Raw genomic sequence first — 17254 nt, forward strand, 5'->3', positions numbered from 1 at the left:
CTTCGATAGTCCTCCAGCCTAGGGCCGGACACGCGGGATGACGGGCTCATCCGTGGCCCATTTCTCCGGCGCGACCACGACATATTCGCCGTCGACGATCTGGGTCAGGATCATCGGTTTGGCGATGTTCCTGCCGGAAGCATCGAACTTGATCGGCCCGTAAAACGTCGGCAGGTCGGTCGCCGCGATGGCGTCGCGAATGTCCTCCGGATCGAGGCTTTGCGCCCGGGTGAACGCGTCGGCGAACACATAGACCGCCGCCGCCGACTGAGCCGCCTGATACGGCGCTTCGTAGCCATAGACCTTCGCGAACAGGTTGGCGAAATCCGCCGCAGACCCGAACAGCTTGTCCTTGTGCTCGAGCGAGCGGTGCCACTGATGGGCGCACAATACATGCTGCGAAGCCTTGGGCAGTTTCTCCTCGACCCGCGCCGAGTCGCACTGGGTCACTGCGATGACCGGCACGTCGACACCCAACGCCTCCACCTGGGCGATCGCGGTCAGCGCGCCCGTCTCGCGGCCCGAGATCATCAGCATATCGGGCTTCAGCATTTTCGCTCTGGCCAGAGTCCCGGACATGTCGTCGAGCTCCGGCGGCAATTGGTCGTCGATGACGAGATCGATGCCATGACGCTCGGCAGCGGCGAGAACCCCTGCCCGAACGTCCTGCGCGAAGGCATCGTCCGACGTAGCGATCGCCAGCGTGAGATCCCCGGGACTCTTGCCGAGCTTTTCGGCGTGCTTCGCCGCAAGATCGACGGCAGGCTTCAGATACTCGTCGGAGATCGAAAGCACGGCGAACATGTAACGAGAGCCGGTGGTGAACAGATCGCGCGCCGCGCCGTTCGCCTGCACCATCGGCACCCGGTGCCGCTCGACAATGGGTAAGATCGCCTTGGTCATCACCGAGCTGTAGGGGCCGAGGATAAATCGGATACCGTCTTGCTGGATCAAGCGTTCGACAAGTTCGATCCCGTGGGCCGGGGTCGACTCGTCGTCGTAGTAGCGTACTTCGAGCCGGTACGGCTTGCGGCCGATCGCGACGCCGCCCTTTTCATTGACCTGGCGGATGGCAAGGTCGTAGCCGTTCCTGGTGTGCGTGCCGTTCGGCGCGTATTCGCCGGTGAAGGAGATCGCGGCGCCGAGCGTGATGACGCCATCGGCGCAAAGAGCAACATCGGCACCGCTCTGGACTAGGATAAGCCCAGCGCTCGCCAATAGCCCTCTAAGAGGCGACACGTGAGCGACCCCCCGCCCCTAGCGAATCCCCGACGGCAACAAGCTTACGCCCGTCGCGGCGGTTGCAGCAATCGCGCTAAGAGTGCGCCGGACGCCGCGGTCCTGGCACGTCTCGGGTGCGCAATCAGAGGTTGTCGGTATTGAACGTGTCGCAGACTTGCAGCGCGCCGCTCTCGTAGCCGCGGCGGAACCAGCGCACGCGCTGCGCTGACGAGCCGTGGGTGAAGGAGTCCGGCACCACATAGCCCTGCGTCTGCTTCTGAATGCGGTCGTCGCCGATGGCGCTCGCCGCGCCGAGCGCCTCGTCGATATCGCCAGGCTCGATGAGATCCTTCTCCGACTGCATTTGATGGGCCCACACACCGGCGAGGCAATCAGCCTGCAGTTCCATGCGGACCTGCAGCGCATTGCCTTCGCGCGGTCCGATCCGTTGGCGCGCCGCCTCGACCTTGTCGGCGATGCCCAGCAGATTTTGCACGTGGTGACCCACCTCATGGGCGATGACGTAGGCTTGCGCAAAGTCGCCAGGCGCGTGGAAACGGTTCTTCAGTTCACGGTAGAAGTTGAGGTCGATGTAGACCCGCTCGTCGGCCGGGCAGTAGAACGGTCCCATGGCGGACATGCCGGTGCCGCAGGCCGAGCGCACCGCCCCCTCGAACAGCACGAGTTTGGGCTCGCGATAGCGGGCGCCGATGCGCTGAAAGGTTTGCTCCCAAACGTCTTCCGTCGTGCCAAGCACCACGGCCACAAAGCGCTTGAGGTCGTCCTCGCCGGTCGTTTTCGGCCGTTGAATGTCCACGTCCTGCCCGCCGGGGATCGGGAAATTGGTGGCGTCGGGCCGGGTCTGCGGCAGCTGGATATCGGGGAAGTTCCCGCCGCCGCCTGACGGCCCGCTTCCCTGCATGAGCACCGTCGGATCGAGGCCGAAGAACAGCATCAAGCCGAGAATGATGAGGAGCCCGACAATGCCGATGCCGCCGCCGCCGCGGGACGAACCGCCGCCGCTCGGAAAGCGCGCGCCGCCGCCGGGGAACGGAAATCCGAACCCGCGGCGCTCGCCGCGCCGGTCCTCGACGTTCTGGCTTTCTCGTTGGCCGCGCCACCGCATTCTTGCAGTCCTCGCCGCACCGCCGCCGAAACTTGGAGCATTGTGCATGCGGCAGCCCAGGGCACAAGGCATATGCAAAGAGGCGCAGCAAGGCCCCTTTGCGCGGGTTGCAACGGGCCCGGTCTTCGCGCCAAAACAGGGTGAGAGCGGGCCCGCAAATCCTTGTTGCTATTAAAGATACTGACAAAGAAACGTCACAGAACTGCCACAGGCCATAGGCATGCTCTAACTGCCCAGTTGTGTTCGGTCTGGGCAGGTAGTGCGTTCTGTGTAATGCGTACGAGCCTCGGCACTCCCCGCGCCGGGGCTCTTCTTTTTTGCATGCAGGCGCCGGCCACGCCTATGCTTTGGCCATGCCTGCGAGCCTCCGCCGCCGCATCCTCGCCGAAACTCTCATCGTAGGCTGCGTCGTCGCGGTGGCGTGCTCCGCCACCACATCCCGGGGCATGCGAATCGCCCTCCCCTTCGATATCTATCCCGGCGGCGCCTATCTCGCCCTGCTGGCGCTGCCCGCGTTGTTCGGCGGCGAGGGTAGCGAGGCAGGCGGTCCCGACATTCAGTTCGCCGCCTATGCCGGACCGTCCTACACCATGCCGAGCGCGCTCTCCCTCGTTCAGCCCGGCGGCACCGAGATGCACTTCGAGGGCATCGCCTGGGATGGCGAGCCGTTCAAGGGTCCCATCTACTACGGCTATCGCGGCTTCCTCTGGCCGCATGATGGACGCACCGGCCTCATGGCCGACTTTACGCACATCAAGGCGATGGCGCGGCTGGAGAGCGACGTCGATCAGACCGGCACGCGTGACGGCGAGGAGGTGCCGCCGCGCGAGCCGCTCGCCGCGACGTTCCGCAGGCTCGAATTCACCCACGGCTACAATTTCCTGACGTTGAATCTTGTCCGGCGCGCGACCGCCCAAGGGCGCACCCTCGTCCCCTATGCAGGTGCGGGCGCGGGCATCGCCTTGCCCCACGTGGAGGTGCTGAGACAGGGACGGGAGCGCAGCGCGCGGACATCTGAATACCAGGTTGCATTCCCCGCCGTGCAAGTGCTCGGCGGCGTCGAATGGCGCGTCTTCGCCCACATCTCACTCTTCGTCGAGTACAAGCTGAGCTGCGCGGTGATCCGCGGCCAGATCCGAAGCGGCGGGCACGTCGACACGAGCCTCTGCACTCACCAATTGCTCGGCGGTCCGGCGTGGCATTTCAGAGCGCGCGGCGCGACAACAAAGCCCTAAGCTATTCTGCGGCCTCCAGTGCTCGAGATTTGGTTTCTGGACGGGATGCAACCGCCTCGCCCTCGCTCTCTTCATCGGCCTCGAGGAACAGGCGTCGCGACAGATAGGTGTAGACCACGGGGATCACGAATAGGGTGAACAGCGTGCCGACCAAAAGACCGCCGACGATCACCCAGCCGATATCCTGGCGGCTTTCGGCGCCGGCGCCGGCGGCGACGGCAAGTGGAACTGCGCCAAGCACCATGGCGCCGGTGGTCATCAGGATCGGCCGCAGCCTAAGAGTCGCTGCCTCGATCACCGCCTCACGCATCGGCTTGCCCCGCCCTCGAAGCTGGTTGGAAAACTCGACGATGAGAATGCCGTGCTTGGTGATCAACCCAATGAGCGTAACAAGGCCGACTTGGCTGTAGATGTTGAGCGTGCCGCCGCTCCACCACAACGCAAGCAATCCTCCCGTCACCGACAGCGGCACGGTCAGCATGATAATGAAAGGGTCGGTGAAGCTTTCGAACTGAGCGGCCAGGGCCAAGTAGATGAAGGCCAGTGCCAGCAGGAAGGTGAGATACATGCTGGCACTTGCCTCGCGGAACTCGCGCGACTCTCCCGCATACTCGATCCGAGCGGTCGCGGGTAGCACCTCCTTGGCGGCTTGTTCGAGGAAAGCGAGTCCGTCACTCAGCGAATAGCCGGGCGCCAGTTGGCCGGTAATAGTCGCCGCGCGCAGCTGGTTGAAGTGGTTCAACTCCTTAGGCGCCACGGTCTCCTTGATGGTGATCAGGTTCGACAGCGGGACCATGGTGCCGTCAGTGGCGCGAACATAGATGCGGCGCATATCGTCCGGGTTCTCACGGTCGATATCCGCTACTTTGACCACGACGTCGTACTGTTGACCTTCCTTCTTGAAACGGGTGACTTGGCGCCCGCCCAGCATGGTTTCGAGAGTCCGCCCAAGCGTTTCGATCTCGATGCCCATCGATGCCGCCTTCTCGCGGTCGACGGAGATGTCGAGTTGCGGCGAGTTGAGCTTGAGGTCGCTCTCGACGTCGACGAGCCCAGGGTAATCGTCGAGCTTCTCGAGCAACGCGTCGACCATCTTTTGTAGCTCGCTGTAGGATTGGGACGTCTGGATCACGAAGTTTATGGGCTTTGACCGCGAGCTCTGCCCAAGCGGCGGCTGATTGCCGGGAAATGCGACGACACCCGTCACGTTGGTAACCTGTGGCGCGATCGATCGTCCGATCTCCTGCTGCGAGCGCTCGCGCTCGTCCCAGTGCTTCACCCGCAGGCTGACGCGCCCTTGCGAGACAGTCGGATTGCCTGAGACCGTGAAGACCCTGTCGGCCTCGGGTACCGCACGCGCGATGTCCTCGAGTTGTTTGGCATAGGCATCCGTGAATTCGATCGTGGCGCCCTCCGGACCGCGGAACGAGATGATGATGCGCCCCTCATCCTCGACGGGCGCAAGTTCGGCCTTTATCGTGTTGAATAGGAAGTAGCTCGATGCTGCCACCGCCAGACCCATTACAAGCACGAGCGGCCGCGCCACGAGCGCGCCCTTAAGAAGCAACCGGTAGGATCGGGTGACCCACTGCAAAAAGCGTTCGATGACGCGGTAGGCCAGATTGTGGTGGCTTTGATGCTTGAGCAGTTTCGAGCACATCATCGGCGAGAGGGTCAGCGCGACGAATCCCGACACAATCACTGCGCCGGCCAGCGTCCAGGCAAACTCCGTGAACAAACGCCCTGTCAGGCCGGTCATGAAGCCGATCGGCGCGTACACGGCGGCGAGCGTGATGGTCATGGCCACGATCGCGAAGCTGATCTCGCGGCTGCCGAGGAGCGCGGCCTTCACCGGGCTCACACCCCCCTCGACGTGACGGAAAATATTTTCGAGCATGACGATGGCGTCGTCGACGACGAGTCCGATGGCAAGCACGAGCGCGAGCAGGGTCAGCGTGTTGATGGAGAAGCCGAAGGCATACATGAGCGCGAAGGCGCCGATCAACGAGACGGGGATGGTCACAAGCGGGATAAGCGTCGCCCGGACAGAGCGCAGGAACAGAAAGATGATCAGGATGACCAGAAGTACGGCCTCGCCGATAGTGGTGTAGACGTTCTTGATCGACTCGGCGATGAAGATGGACTTGTCATGCGCCACCCGCACCTGCATGCCTTCCGGCAATGATTCCAGGATGCTCGGCAGGAGCTTGTTGACAGCCTCCGAGACTTCGAGCGGGTTGGCGGTTGCCTGCTTGATGACGCCGACGGCAATGGCCGGCTCGCCGTTAAAGCGGACAATGCGGCGCTCGTCGAGAGCGCCGAGCTCGGCCAACCCCACGTCGCTCAGGCGCACTAGGTAGCCATTGGCATCCTTGACGATGAGATCGTTGAACTGCTCCGGCGTGCGCAGGTCCGTCTCGGCGAGAACCGTAAATTCGCGCTGTAGGCTCTCGATGCGGCCCGACGGTACCTCGACGTTCTGGCGCCGGAGCGCGTTTTCGACATCCTGCGGCGTCAGCTGGTAGGCGGCGAGGCGCTCGGGGTCGAGCCAGATCCGCATGGAGTAGGCCCGATCGCCGAAAAGGCGGACCTCGGCCACGCCGTTGAGAGTCTGAAGTTGATCCTTGACGTACCGGTCGGCGTGGTCGGTGATCTCAAGTGCGGAGTGTCGCTTGCTCGAGAACGCGAGATAAAGGATCGGCTGCGCGTCGGCCTCGCGCTTCTGAATGATCGGCTCCTCGATCTCCTCCGGCAGCCGGCCCCGCACGCGGCCCACGCGATCGCGGATGTCCGCCGCGGCGTAGTCCGGGTTGCGGTCAAGCTTGAACGTGACGGTGATCTGGCTCGATTCCTGGCGGCTGATCGAGGTGATGAAGTCGATGCCCTCGATGCCGGCGAGCGAATCCTCGAGCACTTGTGTGACTTGGGTCTCGACGATGGCGGCGCTTGCGCCGGGATAGGTCGACTCCACGGTGATGACCGGCGGATCGATGGCCGGGTACTCGCGCACGCTCAGACGCTCATAGGACACGAGGCCAACGAGCACGAGCACGAGACTGAGAACCGTGGCGAAGACCGGCCGTTTGATCGAGAGTTCCGGGAGAGTCACGTCTAGGCTCCGGCCTCGTTGATGACGGAGACTGCGGTCCCGTCGCGCAGCTTGAGCTGTCCGGCGGTTACGACCTGGTCGCCCGCCTGGAGGCCGTCGACGATTTCGACCTGACCCGAGCGGCGCATGCCGACCGTTACTTCCGTCAGCTTGACTTTGCCGTCGTCGATCTTGAACACGAATTGGCTGTCGCCTTGCGGCACTATGGCCTGCTCGGGAATGATCAGCGCATCCTCCTTGAGCTGCAGCAGCACGCTCACCCGGGCGAACAGGCCGGGCCGCAAGCGCTGTTCCGGGTTCGCTACCCGGGCGCGCACGAGAAGGCTGCGTCCAGCGACGTCAAGGCGCGGATCGATGGCGTAGACCTCGCCTTCGAAACTCTCGCCAGGAAAAGCGTCTACCCTGATGCTGATGGGCTGACCCACTTTGATTGCGGGCAGGAACTTCTCGGGCACCCTGAAGTCCGCCTTGATCGGGTCAATCGCTTCCAGATTGACGAGTGCGTGGCCAGCCGTGATGTATTCGCCGACACTGACATGGCGGAGTCCGACAATGCCGGAGAATGGAGCGACGATCTTCGTTTTCTCGAGCTGTACGCGGGCGAGCTCGACGGCCGCCTTGGTGACGGCTAGGTTCGAAGTCGCCTCGTCAGCAGACTGCGCAGTCGCGTATTTGTTGCTGAAGAGCTGGGTCGTACGCTGATGGGTCTGCTCGGCGAGCTTGAGCTTGGCTTCGACGTCCGACACCTGCGCCCGGTAGACCGAGTCGTCCAGCGTGAACAGCGGGGCGCCCTCCTCAACCGGCTGTCCCTCTTCGAAGTGGATTTGCTTGATCCGCCCGGGGATCTCCGAGCTTACCGTTACCGCTTCGTCCGACAACAGAGAGCCGACGGCGGTCACCTGCTCGCTGAGAGGGGCATGGGCAACCTTCGCCGCCTCGACCAAGACGGTCTTCTCTTGAGCCTGTGGTTCTGCTCCTTGGCAGAGGGCAGCCGAGGAGACCATAAGGAAACCGGCGGTCAAGAGCCACCGCTGCGCATCCTTACTGCGACCGTTCCGCGCCATGCCTGCCTTTCCAGACGGGGATCGAGGTCGCCACTCTATCACCATTTCCGGCAGTAAGGAGGCAGCCGGGCACTACCCCGGGTTTACGAATGCCAGGCCGGAGCCGCGGTCCGCCCGCCATTTGCCTTCCTCAAAAATTTGGAGCAGGCGCGGGCTCCTCAGGCGCCGCCTCCTCCGGACTCTCCTCAGGCATGATCTCGTCAGGCGCCTCGTCCGGCATGGCCTCTTCCGGCATCTCGTCCGGCGGCATGGCATCATCCGGCATGGCATCCTCCGGCATGGCGTCGTCCGGCATGGCATCGTCTGCCGGCATGTCCTCGGCGGGTTCGGTCGCGGGAGTTTCCGCTGGCGCCTCAACGGCAGGCGCGGGCGACTCGACGGGCGTTTCGGCGGCGGGCTGTTCCGCCTGCATGCCAGCGTCGTCTTTGCCGCCGTACATGAAGTAAGCGGCGATCACGAGGGCGATCACGATGCCGCCGAGGACGATGGCAAGAAACGTGCGGCTGCCCTGATTGTGGTTGGCCATGAAGAAATTCCTCCCTCTTGTAGAATCGCCGCTAGCCGAACAACCTATCGGCGAATCAGAGTGAGGTCGAGACCGTTACGGCCGCAATCTCCGAGCATCACCGCACAGCGGAAGTTCCAGCGCGCGATAGGCGATCGAACACGGGGCTCAACGCCATGGCAACGAGAAAGTTCAGCAAAAGCGAGTAAAGTGCCGCATAGCCGGGCACCGTGAGGCCGAGGATCTCGAGCGGGTAGACCGAAGAGACGAAGCCGCGCGTGGCCGCCATGTAGGTGCCGGTAGCGGTGCCTATGGCCCATCCCAAGAGGAGCGCGCGGGCGTTGAAGCCGCGAGTGAAGAGGCCGAGCAGGATCGGCGGCAAGAGCTGAATGATCCAGATGCCGCCGAGCAACTGAAGCTGGATGGCGTAGGCCTGGGGGATGGCGAGGATGAACACGACGGCGCCGATCTTGACGACGAGCGAAACGATCTTCGCCATGCGTGCTTCCTCGGCGTCGGTGCAGTCCGGCCTCCAGAACTCCTTGTAGAGATTGCGCGTGAACAGATTGGCGCAGGCGATCGACATGATCGCCGCGGGCACCAACGCGCCAATGGCGATCGCCGCGAAGGCGACGCCGACGAACCATGAGGAGAACGAGTCCAGGAACAGGGCCGGCACGGCGAAGTTCGCGCCATATTGAGTGAAGCCGGCCGCGTAGGCCGGATTCTTGTCGACGCCGGCGGCGATGGCCATGTAGCCGAGCAAGGCGAGCAGGCCGAGAATGAAGGAATAGGCGGGAAGCAGCGCTGCGTTGCGGCGGATGACGTTGGCGCCGGAGGCGCTCAAGATGCCCGTCATGGCGTGAGGATAGAGGAACAGTGCGAGCGCGGAGCCGAGCGCCAAGGTGAAATATGCACTATAGCTGCCGAGTGTGCCTGCGGACGGCGACTCGAGAAGCAGCTTCTCCTGCGGGATGCTGGAGAAGATCGCGCCATAGCCGCCGAGCTTCGCTGGAATGACGACGATTGCCGCGAACACGGTAATGAAAATGAGCGTGTCCTTGACCACGGCGATCAGCGCCGGCGCACGCAGCCCGCTGGTATAGGTGAACGCGGCAAGCACGATAAAGGCGATGATGAGCGGCAGATGTCCCGTGAAGCCGCCGGCCGGGAAGCCGAGCGCGCCAATCACCACCTCCATGCCGACGAGCTGGAGCGCGATATAAGGCATGGTCGCGAGCAGGCCGGTCATCGCGACGGCCAGTGCGAGAAGCCGGCTGCCGAAGCGGTCGCGGACATAGTCGGCGGCCGTCACATGACCGCGCTTATGGGCAACCACCCATAGTCGCGGGAAGACGAGAAACAGGAACGGATAAATCAGAATCGTATAGGGCACGGCGAAGAAGCCCATGGCGCCCACGCCGAAGACGAGGGCCGGCACCGCGATGAAGGTGTAGGCGGTGTAGAGATCGCCCCCGAGCAGAAACCAGGTGACCATGGTGCCGAAGCGCCGCCCGCCCAACCCCCATTCGTGCAACACGTTGAGGTCCGCCTTGCGCCAGCGGGCGGCGACGAAACCGAGCCAGGTGACGAGCAAGAAGAGCGCGACGAAAACGCTCGTGGCGACGAGATCCAAGTTCAAAGGATGTCTCCCGGGCCCCCGGAGGAGTCGAGATCGGCGTGCGCGGCTTTGGTCGTGCGGGTGATGCGCACTTCGAGCACGTAGACGAGGAGCACGACGACGGCGCCGACGAGAATCGAAGCGAGCTGATACCAGTAGAAGAAGGGAATGCCGCTGAGCGCAGGCTCGATGCGGTTATAGAACGGGACCCAGACCACGAGCAGAAACGGGATGACGAGCAAAGCCCGCGGCCAGTAGCGCGCGAACCATCCCTTCGTGCCTTTGCCGGCCATGACCGATCCCCTCGCCCCGCTCCTGGTCGGGCGCGACCTTACTGAAAGCCGCAGGGAAGCGCGATGCCGCATTTCGGGCTCCGATTGCAGTCCGGTCCTACGGCAGGCGCGCCCGGCGCAGCCTCCCCAACCCACCGTGTGCCTTGTTTTGTTGACCTCTTCGGCGTACCGGCCCATATGGTGCCCCGAGGAGCCCGTAGCTCAGCCGGTAGAGCATCTGACTTTTAATCAGAGGGTCCCGGGTTCGAGTCCCGGCGGGCTCACCATTGAAAATCAATGGCTTCCGTTCCTGCCTTCGACCGGCGTATTGGTCCCAGGCATCATGCGGAAGCGAACCGGACTGCGGTCCAGCGGGCGTCGGGCTGCCGGCGCCCGCTTCATTTTGGTCCAACCGTGTCCGAAACGTCACAGCTTTTCGCCGCGAAGGCCTCTATAGTCGGCTACAGAATCGACAGAAGAACGGGGGACTGACATGCGTATCTTTATCGCCTGCGCGATCATCATTTCGGCTGCAATTGGTCTCGGTGGCTGCTTCGGTCACCACGAGAAGGCCGTCGTGACGGAGCCGTTGAAGCTCGGTTAATTGACGACGAGATAGCCCTTAAGAACCTATCTCTCCGGCAAATGCCAACCCCGGTCGGGTCTCCCCGACCGGGGTTTTTCGCTTGAATAAAACACGAGGTGCGGCGGAAAGCCGGGGCGTGGAGATGCGCTGAATTTCTCAGGCGCTCTCGCGCTGCCACCTGCGGCGGATGCGGTCGTAAACGGTACGCTTGAGGAAGTAGTAGGCGGGCCGGCCCATCACGGCGATGGCGACGAACTTCGAGAGAAACGGCATCGCGCCAAGAAGGCCCGACAGGGCCGCCTTGATGCTGGGATCGAGATCGCTCGCCACGACCACGGGAATGAGCGGCCACGCCGCATAGGCAACCACAATGATTGTGGTGCCAATGGCGAAGCGCCAGCCGACCTGTTCCGCAGTAAACTCTGGCTCGGCGGAAGCTATGGCGATCTCCTTACGGGGCCGTCGGTACGGGGCATCCAAGTAGTGTGGGGAAGATTTAGGTTTATCGGAGGCGAACCGGAAGACGCCCCACCCCCGGCCTACTCAACGAATCTAGCCTTCACTGTCCCGGCACGAAACACATTTCGCAGGGGCGGTAAACGCGAATTGCGGCATTTTCCGCATGGTCGCGCAAAATTCATCGGGCGAGAGCCCGGCCTCGCGCGGGCTGGAGTGCTTGGCTTTACTCGCCTGTTTCGGATGCGACCAGCCACGCCGGGTCGAACCAGCGGTCCGCCTCGCCGTCATAGGGCAGCCGCGTGATATCCCAGTGGCGGATATAGGGGGCATAGGTGTCCCACACGGGCGGGCCGCCGCCGACATAGACCACGCGGTCGGGGAACCAGGCCAGCACCTCATCCGGATGATGCGTCGAGCGGATCTCGCAAATGGTGCGGTCCTCGTGGGCGAAGGGCGGGATCGACGCGATCGTCGTCGGCCCGGCGATGATGACGTGACCGCGTGTCACCTCGAAGAATCGCGCCACGTCGGCGACAAACTCCCGTCCCTTGTTGCCTTCCCAAGGGAGCCTGCCGTTCAGCCCCAATTGGCCTCGTAGGCCAATGGCGCACATGGCACGAATATCAGCCAAGTCGTCCTCCGTCGGATGCGGCCCTTCCTTTTATCGGCGGATGGCGCTTTGGCAAGGATTGGTGCAAATAGGCGATTGTTCATGACCCCCCGCCCCGCTCCCGCGGCCGATCCGAGCCAGACCCTGAAGGCGATCGGCCTGATGACACTGGCCACGCTGTGCTTCGCCGCGCTCGACGCCACGGCGAAATATCTCGTCGGCGAGCAGAGTGTGCCGGTGACGCAAGTGACGTGGCTCAGATTCGCCGGCCATGTGGCATTCAGCGCGATCGTGCTGTGGCCGTTTGCGCTCAGGCCCTCGCTCCGCTCGGCCAAGCCGCTGATCCAGATCGTTCGCTCCTGTTTCATGATCTTGACCACGGGGCTCAATTTCATCGCGCTCCGCTACCTCCAGCTCGATCAGACCGTGACGATCTTCTTCCTCACGCCCCTTCTGGTCGCGGCGCTCGCCGGGCCGCTGCTCGGCGAATGGGTCGGCTGGCATCGCGTGCTCGCCATCTTCGCCGGCTTCATCGGCGTGCTGGTGGTGATGCATCCAGGCTTCGGCGAGGTGCACTGGGCCATGCTGCTCGTGCTCGGGGCGACGTTCGGTTACGCGCTCTACAATATCGCCACGCGCTATCTCGCCGCGTTCGATCCCCCGTCGGTGACGCAGACCTACACGCCGCTGGTCGGCGTCCTGGTGATGACGCCGTTCGTTATCGGCGACTGGCAATGGCCGGAGGCGTCGTGGCTATGGATCCTGTTCGCCTCGCTCGGCTTCTGGGGCGGCCTCGGGCATTGGTTCCTGATCCTCGCCCACAGGATCGCGCCGGCGCCCGTGCTGGCGCCTTACATCTATCTCGGGCTGATCTGGATGTCGGTGGCGGGGTTTATCGTGTTCGGGGACGTGCCCACCTGGTGGACGCTCGCCGGCGGCGCCATCGTGATCCTCGCCGGCCTCTACCTGTTCGCCCGCGAGCGGAAGATGCTTGGCGCGACCAAAGGCGGCCCCGCCTCCGACGTCGCCTCGCAGTAGCAGTTAGCCGTCGTCCTCATCGCCGTCGGCGTAGCGGCGGCGGATGTCGTCGGCGAAGGCGGCGAAGCGGCCCTGAATGATGGCGTCCCGCGCGCGAGCCATGAGCTCCTGGTAGAATTGCACGTTGGCATAAGTCAGCAGCATGGCGCCGAGCGTCTCGTTCGACCTGACCAGATGATGCAGATAGGCGCGCTCATACTGCGCCGCCGGGCACCAGCTCTCGGCATCGAGCGGGGTCGGGTCCTCGGCGTAGCGGGCGTTGCGCAGGTTGCGCTTGCCGCGCCAGGTAAAGGCCTGGCAATGCCGGCCGGAGCGGGTCGGCATGACGCAATCGAACATGTCGATGCCGCGGGCGATGGCGCCGACCAGATCCTCCGGCGTGCCGACGCCCATGAGGTAGCGCGGCCGGTCCTCGGGCAGGCGCGCGGCCGTGACCTCGACCATGTCGAACATGGCGTCCTGCCCCTCGCCCACGGCGAGGCCGCCGATGGCATACCCATCGAAGTCCATGCCGATCAGCGCGCGGGCGCTTTGTTCGCGTAAATCGGGATAGACACTGCCCTGGACGATGCCGAACAGGGCCTGGCCCGGCGCGGCACGTTCGCTGAACGCCGCCTTCGAGCGCTCGGCCCAGCGCATGGAGAGGTCGAGGGAGGCGCGCGCTTCGTCGCGGGTCGCCGGGAAGGGCGTGCATTCGTCGAGCACCATCTGGATGTCGGCGCCGAGCAGACATTGCACGTCGATGGCCCGCTCCGGCGTCAGCTCGATGGTGGCACCATCGATATGGGACTGGAAGGTGACGCCGTCCTCGGTGATGCGGCGGAGCTTCGCCAGCGACATCACCTGATAGCCACCGCTATCGGTGAGGATCGGCTTCTCCCAATGCATGAATTGGTGCAGGCCGCCGAGCCGGTGCACGCGCTCGGCGCCCGGGCGCAGCATCAAATGATAGGTGTTGGCGAGGATGATGTCGGCGCCGGCGGCGGCGACGTCCTCCGGGAACATGGCCTTGACGGTGGCGCCGGTGCCGACCGTCATGAAGGCCGGCGTGCGCACCACGCCGCGCGGCGTGGCGATCGCGCCGGTCCGCGCTCTGCCGTCCCGCGCCGTAATGGAAAAGGAGAAGGGCTTGGTCATATGGGCTCCCCCTCACCACTCCCCGGGCTGAGCAAGCAGGCATCGCCGTAGGAATAGAAGCGATAGCGCTGTTCGACGGCGTGGGCGTAGGCCCGCTTCATAGTTTCAAGTCCAGAGAACGCCGCGACCAGCATGAACAAGGTCGAGCGCGGCAGATGGAAGTTGGTCAACAGACGATCGACGAAACGGAAACGATAGCCCGGCGTGATGAAGAGATTGGTAGCGCCGAAGAAGGGCGCGAGCCTACCATGGGCATCCGCAGCGCTTTCCAGAAGCCGGAGCGAGGTGGTGCCCACGGCGACGATCGCCCCGCCTTTTCCCTTGACCGCGTTCAAGGCCTCGGCCGTTTCCGCGGAGATCGTCCCCGTCTCCTCATGCATGACGTGGCCGCCGGTGTCGGCGCTGCGCACCGGCAGGAAGGTGCCCGGCCCGACATGCAAGGTCACGAAATGCCGCGAGATGCCGCGCGCGTCGAGCGCTTGCATCAGCCGCTCCGTGAAATGGAGCCCGGCGGTCGGCGCGGCGACGGCGCCCTCTGCCCGCGCGAACAGGGTCTGATAATCGGTGCGGTCCTGCTCGTCGCCGGCGCGGCGCGAGGCGATATAAGGCGGCAGCGGCATGGCGCCGAGACGGTGGATCGCTTGGTCAAGGCTCGCGTCGCTGAAGTCGAAGGCGAGAGTCACCTCGCCTTCTCGCCCGCGCGCTTCGACCGTCGCCGTGAGGCTGCCGAGAAGGCACACGTCCCCGCCTTCGCCGAAGACGATCCGGTCTCCTGGCTTCAGCCGCTTGGCGGGGCGCGCCAGCGCGTGCCAGCGATTGGCGTCAATGCGGTCGGTCAGGGTGACCGAGACATGCGCAGACGCCCCATCGCGCTCCCGCGTGCCGGCCAACTCGGCGGGAATGACTTTCGTGTCGTTGAACACCAGAGCATCGCCTGGCGACAACAGCTCGGGCAGGTCCCCGATCATGCGGTCGCTCAGCGGCTCCGCCGCATTCGGCTCCACCACGAGCAGCCGCGCCGCATCGCGCGGCGAGACCGGACGCAGCGCGATCAGCTCCTCAGGCAGGTGATAGTCGAAGAGATCGGTACGCACCGAGACCAGCGGCTAAAGCAGCCGCACCATGAGCGCCCCTACCAGGACCAGCACGGCGCCGCTGACCCGTCCCGTGGTCAGCCCGCGCTCCAACAGCTCGAACATGCCGAACCGGTCAAGCAGCAACGCGGCGAATAGCTGACCGGCGATGCCGAGCGCCATCACCGCGGCGATACCGATTTTGGGCGCGAGGATGATGGCGAGCGTGACGTAGAGCGCGCCGAGCAGGCCCCCGCCGAGCAACATATAGAGGGGCATCGATGTCACCGCGCCAAGCTCGGTCGTGTGGCGCGCAAACAGCCATGTGACCAGGATCAGCGCCACCGTACCGACGCAGAACGACATGGTGGCGGCGGCAAGCGGGTTGCCGAGGCGGGTCGCCGCCTCGGCGTTGATGGGGGCTTGCAGGGCGATGATGGCGCCGCCGACAAGCGCGACCAGCGTGAGCAGAGCAGCTTGCACCGACATGGGGCGCCCCCTTTCGAGCTAACCTTGCGCGTCGGCGGCGATCCGGGCCGACAGGATCTTGTCGGGATTGGCCGGCGGCTCGCCGCGATTGATCTTGTCGACGTTCTCCATGCCTTCGATCACCCGGCCCCACACCGTGTATTTGCGGTCGAGGAACGTCGCGTCGTCGAACACGATGAAGAACTGGCTATCGGCGGAATCGGGCGACTGCGCCCGGGCCATGGACACGGCGCCGCGCGTATGCGGCTCGGCGTTGAACTCTGCGGCGAGCTTCTTGCCCGAGCCGCCGGTGCCGGTGCCGGTCGGGTCGCCGGTCTGGGCCATGAAGCCTTCGATTACGCGGTGGAACGGCACGCCGTCGTAGAAGCCCTGGCGCGCCAGCTCCTTGATGCGGGCGACGTGATTGGGCGCGAGGTCCGGCCGCAGCTCGACCAGGACGTCGCCTTTGCTCGTCTCGATGATGAGGGTGTCTTCGGGGTTTGCCATAGGGCCTCCTTGGCGTTGTCAGTTGGCGTTACGGCTCGATGGTGGCCTTCTTGACGTAGTCGAGCTTGGGGAAGTCGGTGACGAGATAGGCGTTGCCTTCCATCTGGAGCCGCCCCTGGTCGGGCCCCTGCCCGCGCGGCGCACCCTCGCCGTAGCCCTTGAAGAATGAATCGACCACGTCCATGCCCTGGATCACCTGGCCGAAGGGCGAGAAGCCCTGGCCGTCGAGGCCGGCATTGTCGCCGAAATTGATGAACACCTGGGTGGTGCGTGTGTCAGGGCCGGCGGTGGCGAAGCTCACCATGCCGGGCTGGTTCGACTGCTTCACCTTGTCGTCCTTGATGCGCGCCTCGCGCCACACGGCGTTGAGGTCAGGATTGCCGTTGATGCCGAATTGCACCATGAAACCGTCGATCACGCGGAAGAACCGCGCGTCGTTGTAGTAGCCGTTTTTCACCAGATTATAGAAGCGGTCGGCGCCGTTCGGTGCCCAGTCGCGATGCACCTCGATGACGAAGGTGCCCTTGCTCGTGTCGAACTTCGCCTTGTACACGTCGGGCGCCTTCTCGTTCAGCGACTCCGGGTCACCGAGATTGGCGGCATGCGCCGGAGCTTGCGCGCCGCCCGCGCCGAACAGCAACGCGGCGGCAAATAGGACGATGGCCCTGATGGTCATGGGGTCTCCTCTTTATGGTCCTGGTCTATGCGGTGAATTTCTGCTTGAGCGCCGCCGCGACGATCGGCGGGACGAAGGTGGAAACATCGCCGCGCATTGCGGCGATCTGACGGACGAGGCTGGCCGCGATGTGGCGCGTGTCCGGCGACGAGGCGAGGAACACCGTCTCGATCTCCGGCGCCAGCGCCGCGTTCATGCCGGCCATCTGCATCTCGTAGTCGAAGTCGCCGGCATCGCGTAAGCCCCGGATGACGACCGCGGCGCCTGTAGCCCTCGCCGCCGCCACCGTCAGGCTGTCATAAGTAATGACGTCGAGGCCAAGGCCGATCTCCTCGGCAACCGGCTTGAGCACACGCGAGGCCAGGTCGACGCGCTCCTCGGCCGAGAACAGCGGGTGCTTCTTGTCGTGATGGGTGCCGACGGCGATCACCAGCCTATCGACGAGATGGGCCGCCCGGCGCACGATATCCACGTGGCCGAACGTGACGGGGTCGAAGCTGCCGGGATAGAGACCCACGCGCATGCCGCTAGCACTCCCATGCGCCTG

The 17254-nt window shown here is 64.4% G+C and carries 17 protein-coding genes and 1 tRNA gene; 3 read left to right on the plus strand and 15 right to left on the minus strand.

The window, feature by feature from the left end:
* Window positions 1-18: 18 nt before the first annotated feature.
* Both ACRECX_RS00445 and ypfJ read right to left on the minus strand, forming a co-directional pair.
* Window positions 19-1239, minus strand: coding sequence for an amino acid ABC transporter substrate-binding protein (locus ACRECX_RS00445; RefSeq protein WP_431556837.1), 1221 nt, complete (start codon window positions 1237-1239; stop codon window positions 19-21).
* A gap of 124 nt (window positions 1240-1363) precedes the next feature.
* The gene (gene ypfJ, locus ACRECX_RS00450) at window positions 1364-2347 is read right to left on the minus strand and encodes a KPN_02809 family neutral zinc metallopeptidase (RefSeq protein ID WP_431556838.1); all 984 of its coding nucleotides are present in this window, start codon (window positions 2345-2347) and stop codon (window positions 1364-1366) included.
* A gap of 353 nt (window positions 2348-2700) precedes the next feature.
* On the opposite strand from ypfJ, the gene ACRECX_RS00455 reads away from it, so the two are divergent.
* Window positions 2701-3582 (plus strand): hypothetical protein, encoded by an 882-nt coding sequence (locus ACRECX_RS00455; RefSeq protein WP_431556839.1) that lies wholly within the window; start codon window positions 2701-2703, stop codon window positions 3580-3582.
* A gap of 1 nt (window position 3583) precedes the next feature.
* Here ACRECX_RS00455 and ACRECX_RS00460 read toward each other — a convergent pair whose 3' ends face one another.
* The 5 genes from ACRECX_RS00460 to ACRECX_RS00480 all read right to left on the minus strand — a co-directional run bounded on the left by ACRECX_RS00460 (window position 3584) and on the right by ACRECX_RS00480 (window position 10174).
* Window positions 3584-6691: an efflux RND transporter permease subunit gene (locus ACRECX_RS00460; RefSeq protein WP_431556840.1), complete on the minus strand. Its 3108-nt coding sequence runs from the start codon at window positions 6689-6691 to the stop codon at window positions 3584-3586.
* 2 nt (window positions 6692-6693) lie between these two features.
* On the minus strand, window positions 6694-7635 hold the full coding sequence (locus ACRECX_RS00465; protein ID WP_431556841.1) for an efflux RND transporter periplasmic adaptor subunit: 942 nt from the start codon (window positions 7633-7635) through the stop codon (window positions 6694-6696).
* 250 nt (window positions 7636-7885) lie between these two features.
* Window positions 7886-8281: a hypothetical protein gene (locus ACRECX_RS00470; RefSeq protein ID WP_431556842.1), complete on the minus strand. Its 396-nt coding sequence runs from the start codon at window positions 8279-8281 to the stop codon at window positions 7886-7888.
* A gap of 97 nt (window positions 8282-8378) precedes the next feature.
* Complete coding sequence (gene mctP, locus ACRECX_RS00475; RefSeq protein ID WP_431556843.1) at window positions 8379-9902, minus strand: monocarboxylate uptake permease MctP; 1524 nt, start codon at window positions 9900-9902, stop codon at window positions 8379-8381.
* Window positions 9899-10174 carry a DUF3311 domain-containing protein gene (locus ACRECX_RS00480; protein WP_431556844.1) on the minus strand — a complete coding sequence of 92 codons (276 nt, stop codon included), beginning with the start codon at window positions 10172-10174 and terminating at the stop codon, window positions 9899-9901. The genes mctP and ACRECX_RS00480 overlap by 4 nt, the downstream gene beginning before the upstream one ends.
* A gap of 190 nt (window positions 10175-10364) precedes the next feature.
* Between ACRECX_RS00480 and ACRECX_RS00485 the strand changes: the two genes are divergently transcribed.
* Window positions 10365-10440 (plus strand) — tRNA-Lys (locus ACRECX_RS00485).
* A gap of 455 nt (window positions 10441-10895) precedes the next feature.
* Here the strand turns inward: ACRECX_RS00485 and ACRECX_RS00490 are convergent.
* Both ACRECX_RS00490 and ACRECX_RS00495 read right to left on the minus strand, forming a co-directional pair.
* Window positions 10896-11219, minus strand: coding sequence for a hypothetical protein (locus tag ACRECX_RS00490; protein WP_431556845.1), 324 nt, complete (start codon window positions 11217-11219; stop codon window positions 10896-10898).
* Window positions 11220-11421: 202 nt separating this feature from the next.
* Window positions 11422-11829 (minus strand): diacylglycerol kinase, encoded by a 408-nt coding sequence (locus ACRECX_RS00495; protein ID WP_431556846.1) that lies wholly within the window; start codon window positions 11827-11829, stop codon window positions 11422-11424.
* A gap of 81 nt (window positions 11830-11910) precedes the next feature.
* On the opposite strand from ACRECX_RS00495, the gene ACRECX_RS00500 reads away from it, so the two are divergent.
* A complete protein-coding gene (locus tag ACRECX_RS00500; RefSeq protein WP_431556847.1) occupies window positions 11911-12846 on the plus strand; it encodes a DMT family transporter in 936 nt (311 codons plus the stop codon).
* 3 nt (window positions 12847-12849) lie between these two features.
* Here the strand turns inward: ACRECX_RS00500 and tgt are convergent, their stop codons facing one another.
* Genes tgt through coaD form a run of 6 tightly spaced genes read right to left on the minus strand, consistent with a single transcriptional unit; the run spans window position 12850 to window position 17230 of the window.
* Entirely contained in the window at window positions 12850-13983 is a 1134-nt protein-coding gene (gene tgt / locus ACRECX_RS00505; RefSeq protein WP_431556848.1) for a tRNA guanosine(34) transglycosylase Tgt, read from the minus strand.
* The gene (queA, locus tag ACRECX_RS00510; RefSeq protein WP_431556849.1) at window positions 13980-15077 is read right to left on the minus strand and encodes a tRNA preQ1(34) S-adenosylmethionine ribosyltransferase-isomerase QueA; all 1098 of its coding nucleotides are present in this window, start codon (window positions 15075-15077) and stop codon (window positions 13980-13982) included. Before queA ends, tgt begins: the two co-directional genes overlap by 4 nt.
* A 12-nt stretch (window positions 15078-15089) precedes the next feature.
* Window positions 15090-15545, minus strand: a complete 456-nt coding sequence (locus tag ACRECX_RS00515; protein WP_431556850.1) for a DMT family transporter — start codon at window positions 15543-15545, stop codon at window positions 15090-15092.
* 18 nt (window positions 15546-15563) lie between these two features.
* The gene (locus tag ACRECX_RS00520; RefSeq protein ID WP_431556851.1) at window positions 15564-16031 is read right to left on the minus strand and encodes a peptidylprolyl isomerase; all 468 of its coding nucleotides are present in this window, start codon (window positions 16029-16031) and stop codon (window positions 15564-15566) included.
* A gap of 28 nt (window positions 16032-16059) precedes the next feature.
* Window positions 16060-16707: a peptidylprolyl isomerase gene (locus ACRECX_RS00525; protein WP_431556852.1), complete on the minus strand. Its 648-nt coding sequence runs from the start codon at window positions 16705-16707 to the stop codon at window positions 16060-16062.
* 25 nt (window positions 16708-16732) lie between these two features.
* Window positions 16733-17230 carry a pantetheine-phosphate adenylyltransferase gene (gene coaD, locus ACRECX_RS00530; protein ID WP_431556853.1) on the minus strand — a complete coding sequence of 166 codons (498 nt, stop codon included), beginning with the start codon at window positions 17228-17230 and terminating at the stop codon, window positions 16733-16735.
* Window positions 17231-17254 lie beyond the last annotated feature (24 nt).

The organism is Methyloceanibacter sp. (assembly GCF_050726195.1).
Lineage (GTDB): Bacteria > Pseudomonadota > Alphaproteobacteria > Rhizobiales > Methyloligellaceae > Methyloceanibacter.

What these genes read in the sequence shown, in the direction of transcription:
- tgt (WP_431556848.1), bottom strand. Translation starts at nt 13,983, where the DNA reads ATGACCAAGCCCTTCTCCTTTTCCATTACGGCGCGGGACGGCAGAGCG.
- ACRECX_RS00520 (WP_431556851.1), bottom strand. Translation starts at nt 16,031, where the DNA reads ATGGCAAACCCCGAAGACACCCTCATCATCGAGACGAGCAAAGGCGAC.
- ACRECX_RS00480 (WP_431556844.1), bottom strand. Translation starts at nt 10,174, where the DNA reads ATGGCCGGCAAAGGCACGAAGGGATGGTTCGCGCGCTACTGGCCGCGG.
- ACRECX_RS00525 (WP_431556852.1), bottom strand. Translation starts at nt 16,707, where the DNA reads ATGACCATCAGGGCCATCGTCCTATTTGCCGCCGCGTTGCTGTTCGGC.
- ACRECX_RS00515 (WP_431556850.1), bottom strand. Translation starts at nt 15,545, where the DNA reads ATGTCGGTGCAAGCTGCTCTGCTCACGCTGGTCGCGCTTGTCGGCGGC.
- ACRECX_RS00455 (WP_431556839.1), top strand. Translation starts at nt 2,701, where the DNA reads ATGCCTGCGAGCCTCCGCCGCCGCATCCTCGCCGAAACTCTCATCGTA.
- ACRECX_RS00470 (WP_431556842.1), bottom strand. Translation starts at nt 8,281, where the DNA reads ATGGCCAACCACAATCAGGGCAGCCGCACGTTTCTTGCCATCGTCCTC.
- ypfJ (WP_431556838.1), bottom strand. Translation starts at nt 2,347, where the DNA reads ATGCGGTGGCGCGGCCAACGAGAAAGCCAGAACGTCGAGGACCGGCGC.
- ACRECX_RS00500 (WP_431556847.1), top strand. Translation starts at nt 11,911, where the DNA reads ATGACCCCCCGCCCCGCTCCCGCGGCCGATCCGAGCCAGACCCTGAAG.
- coaD (WP_431556853.1), bottom strand. Translation starts at nt 17,230, where the DNA reads ATGCGCGTGGGTCTCTATCCCGGCAGCTTCGACCCCGTCACGTTCGGC.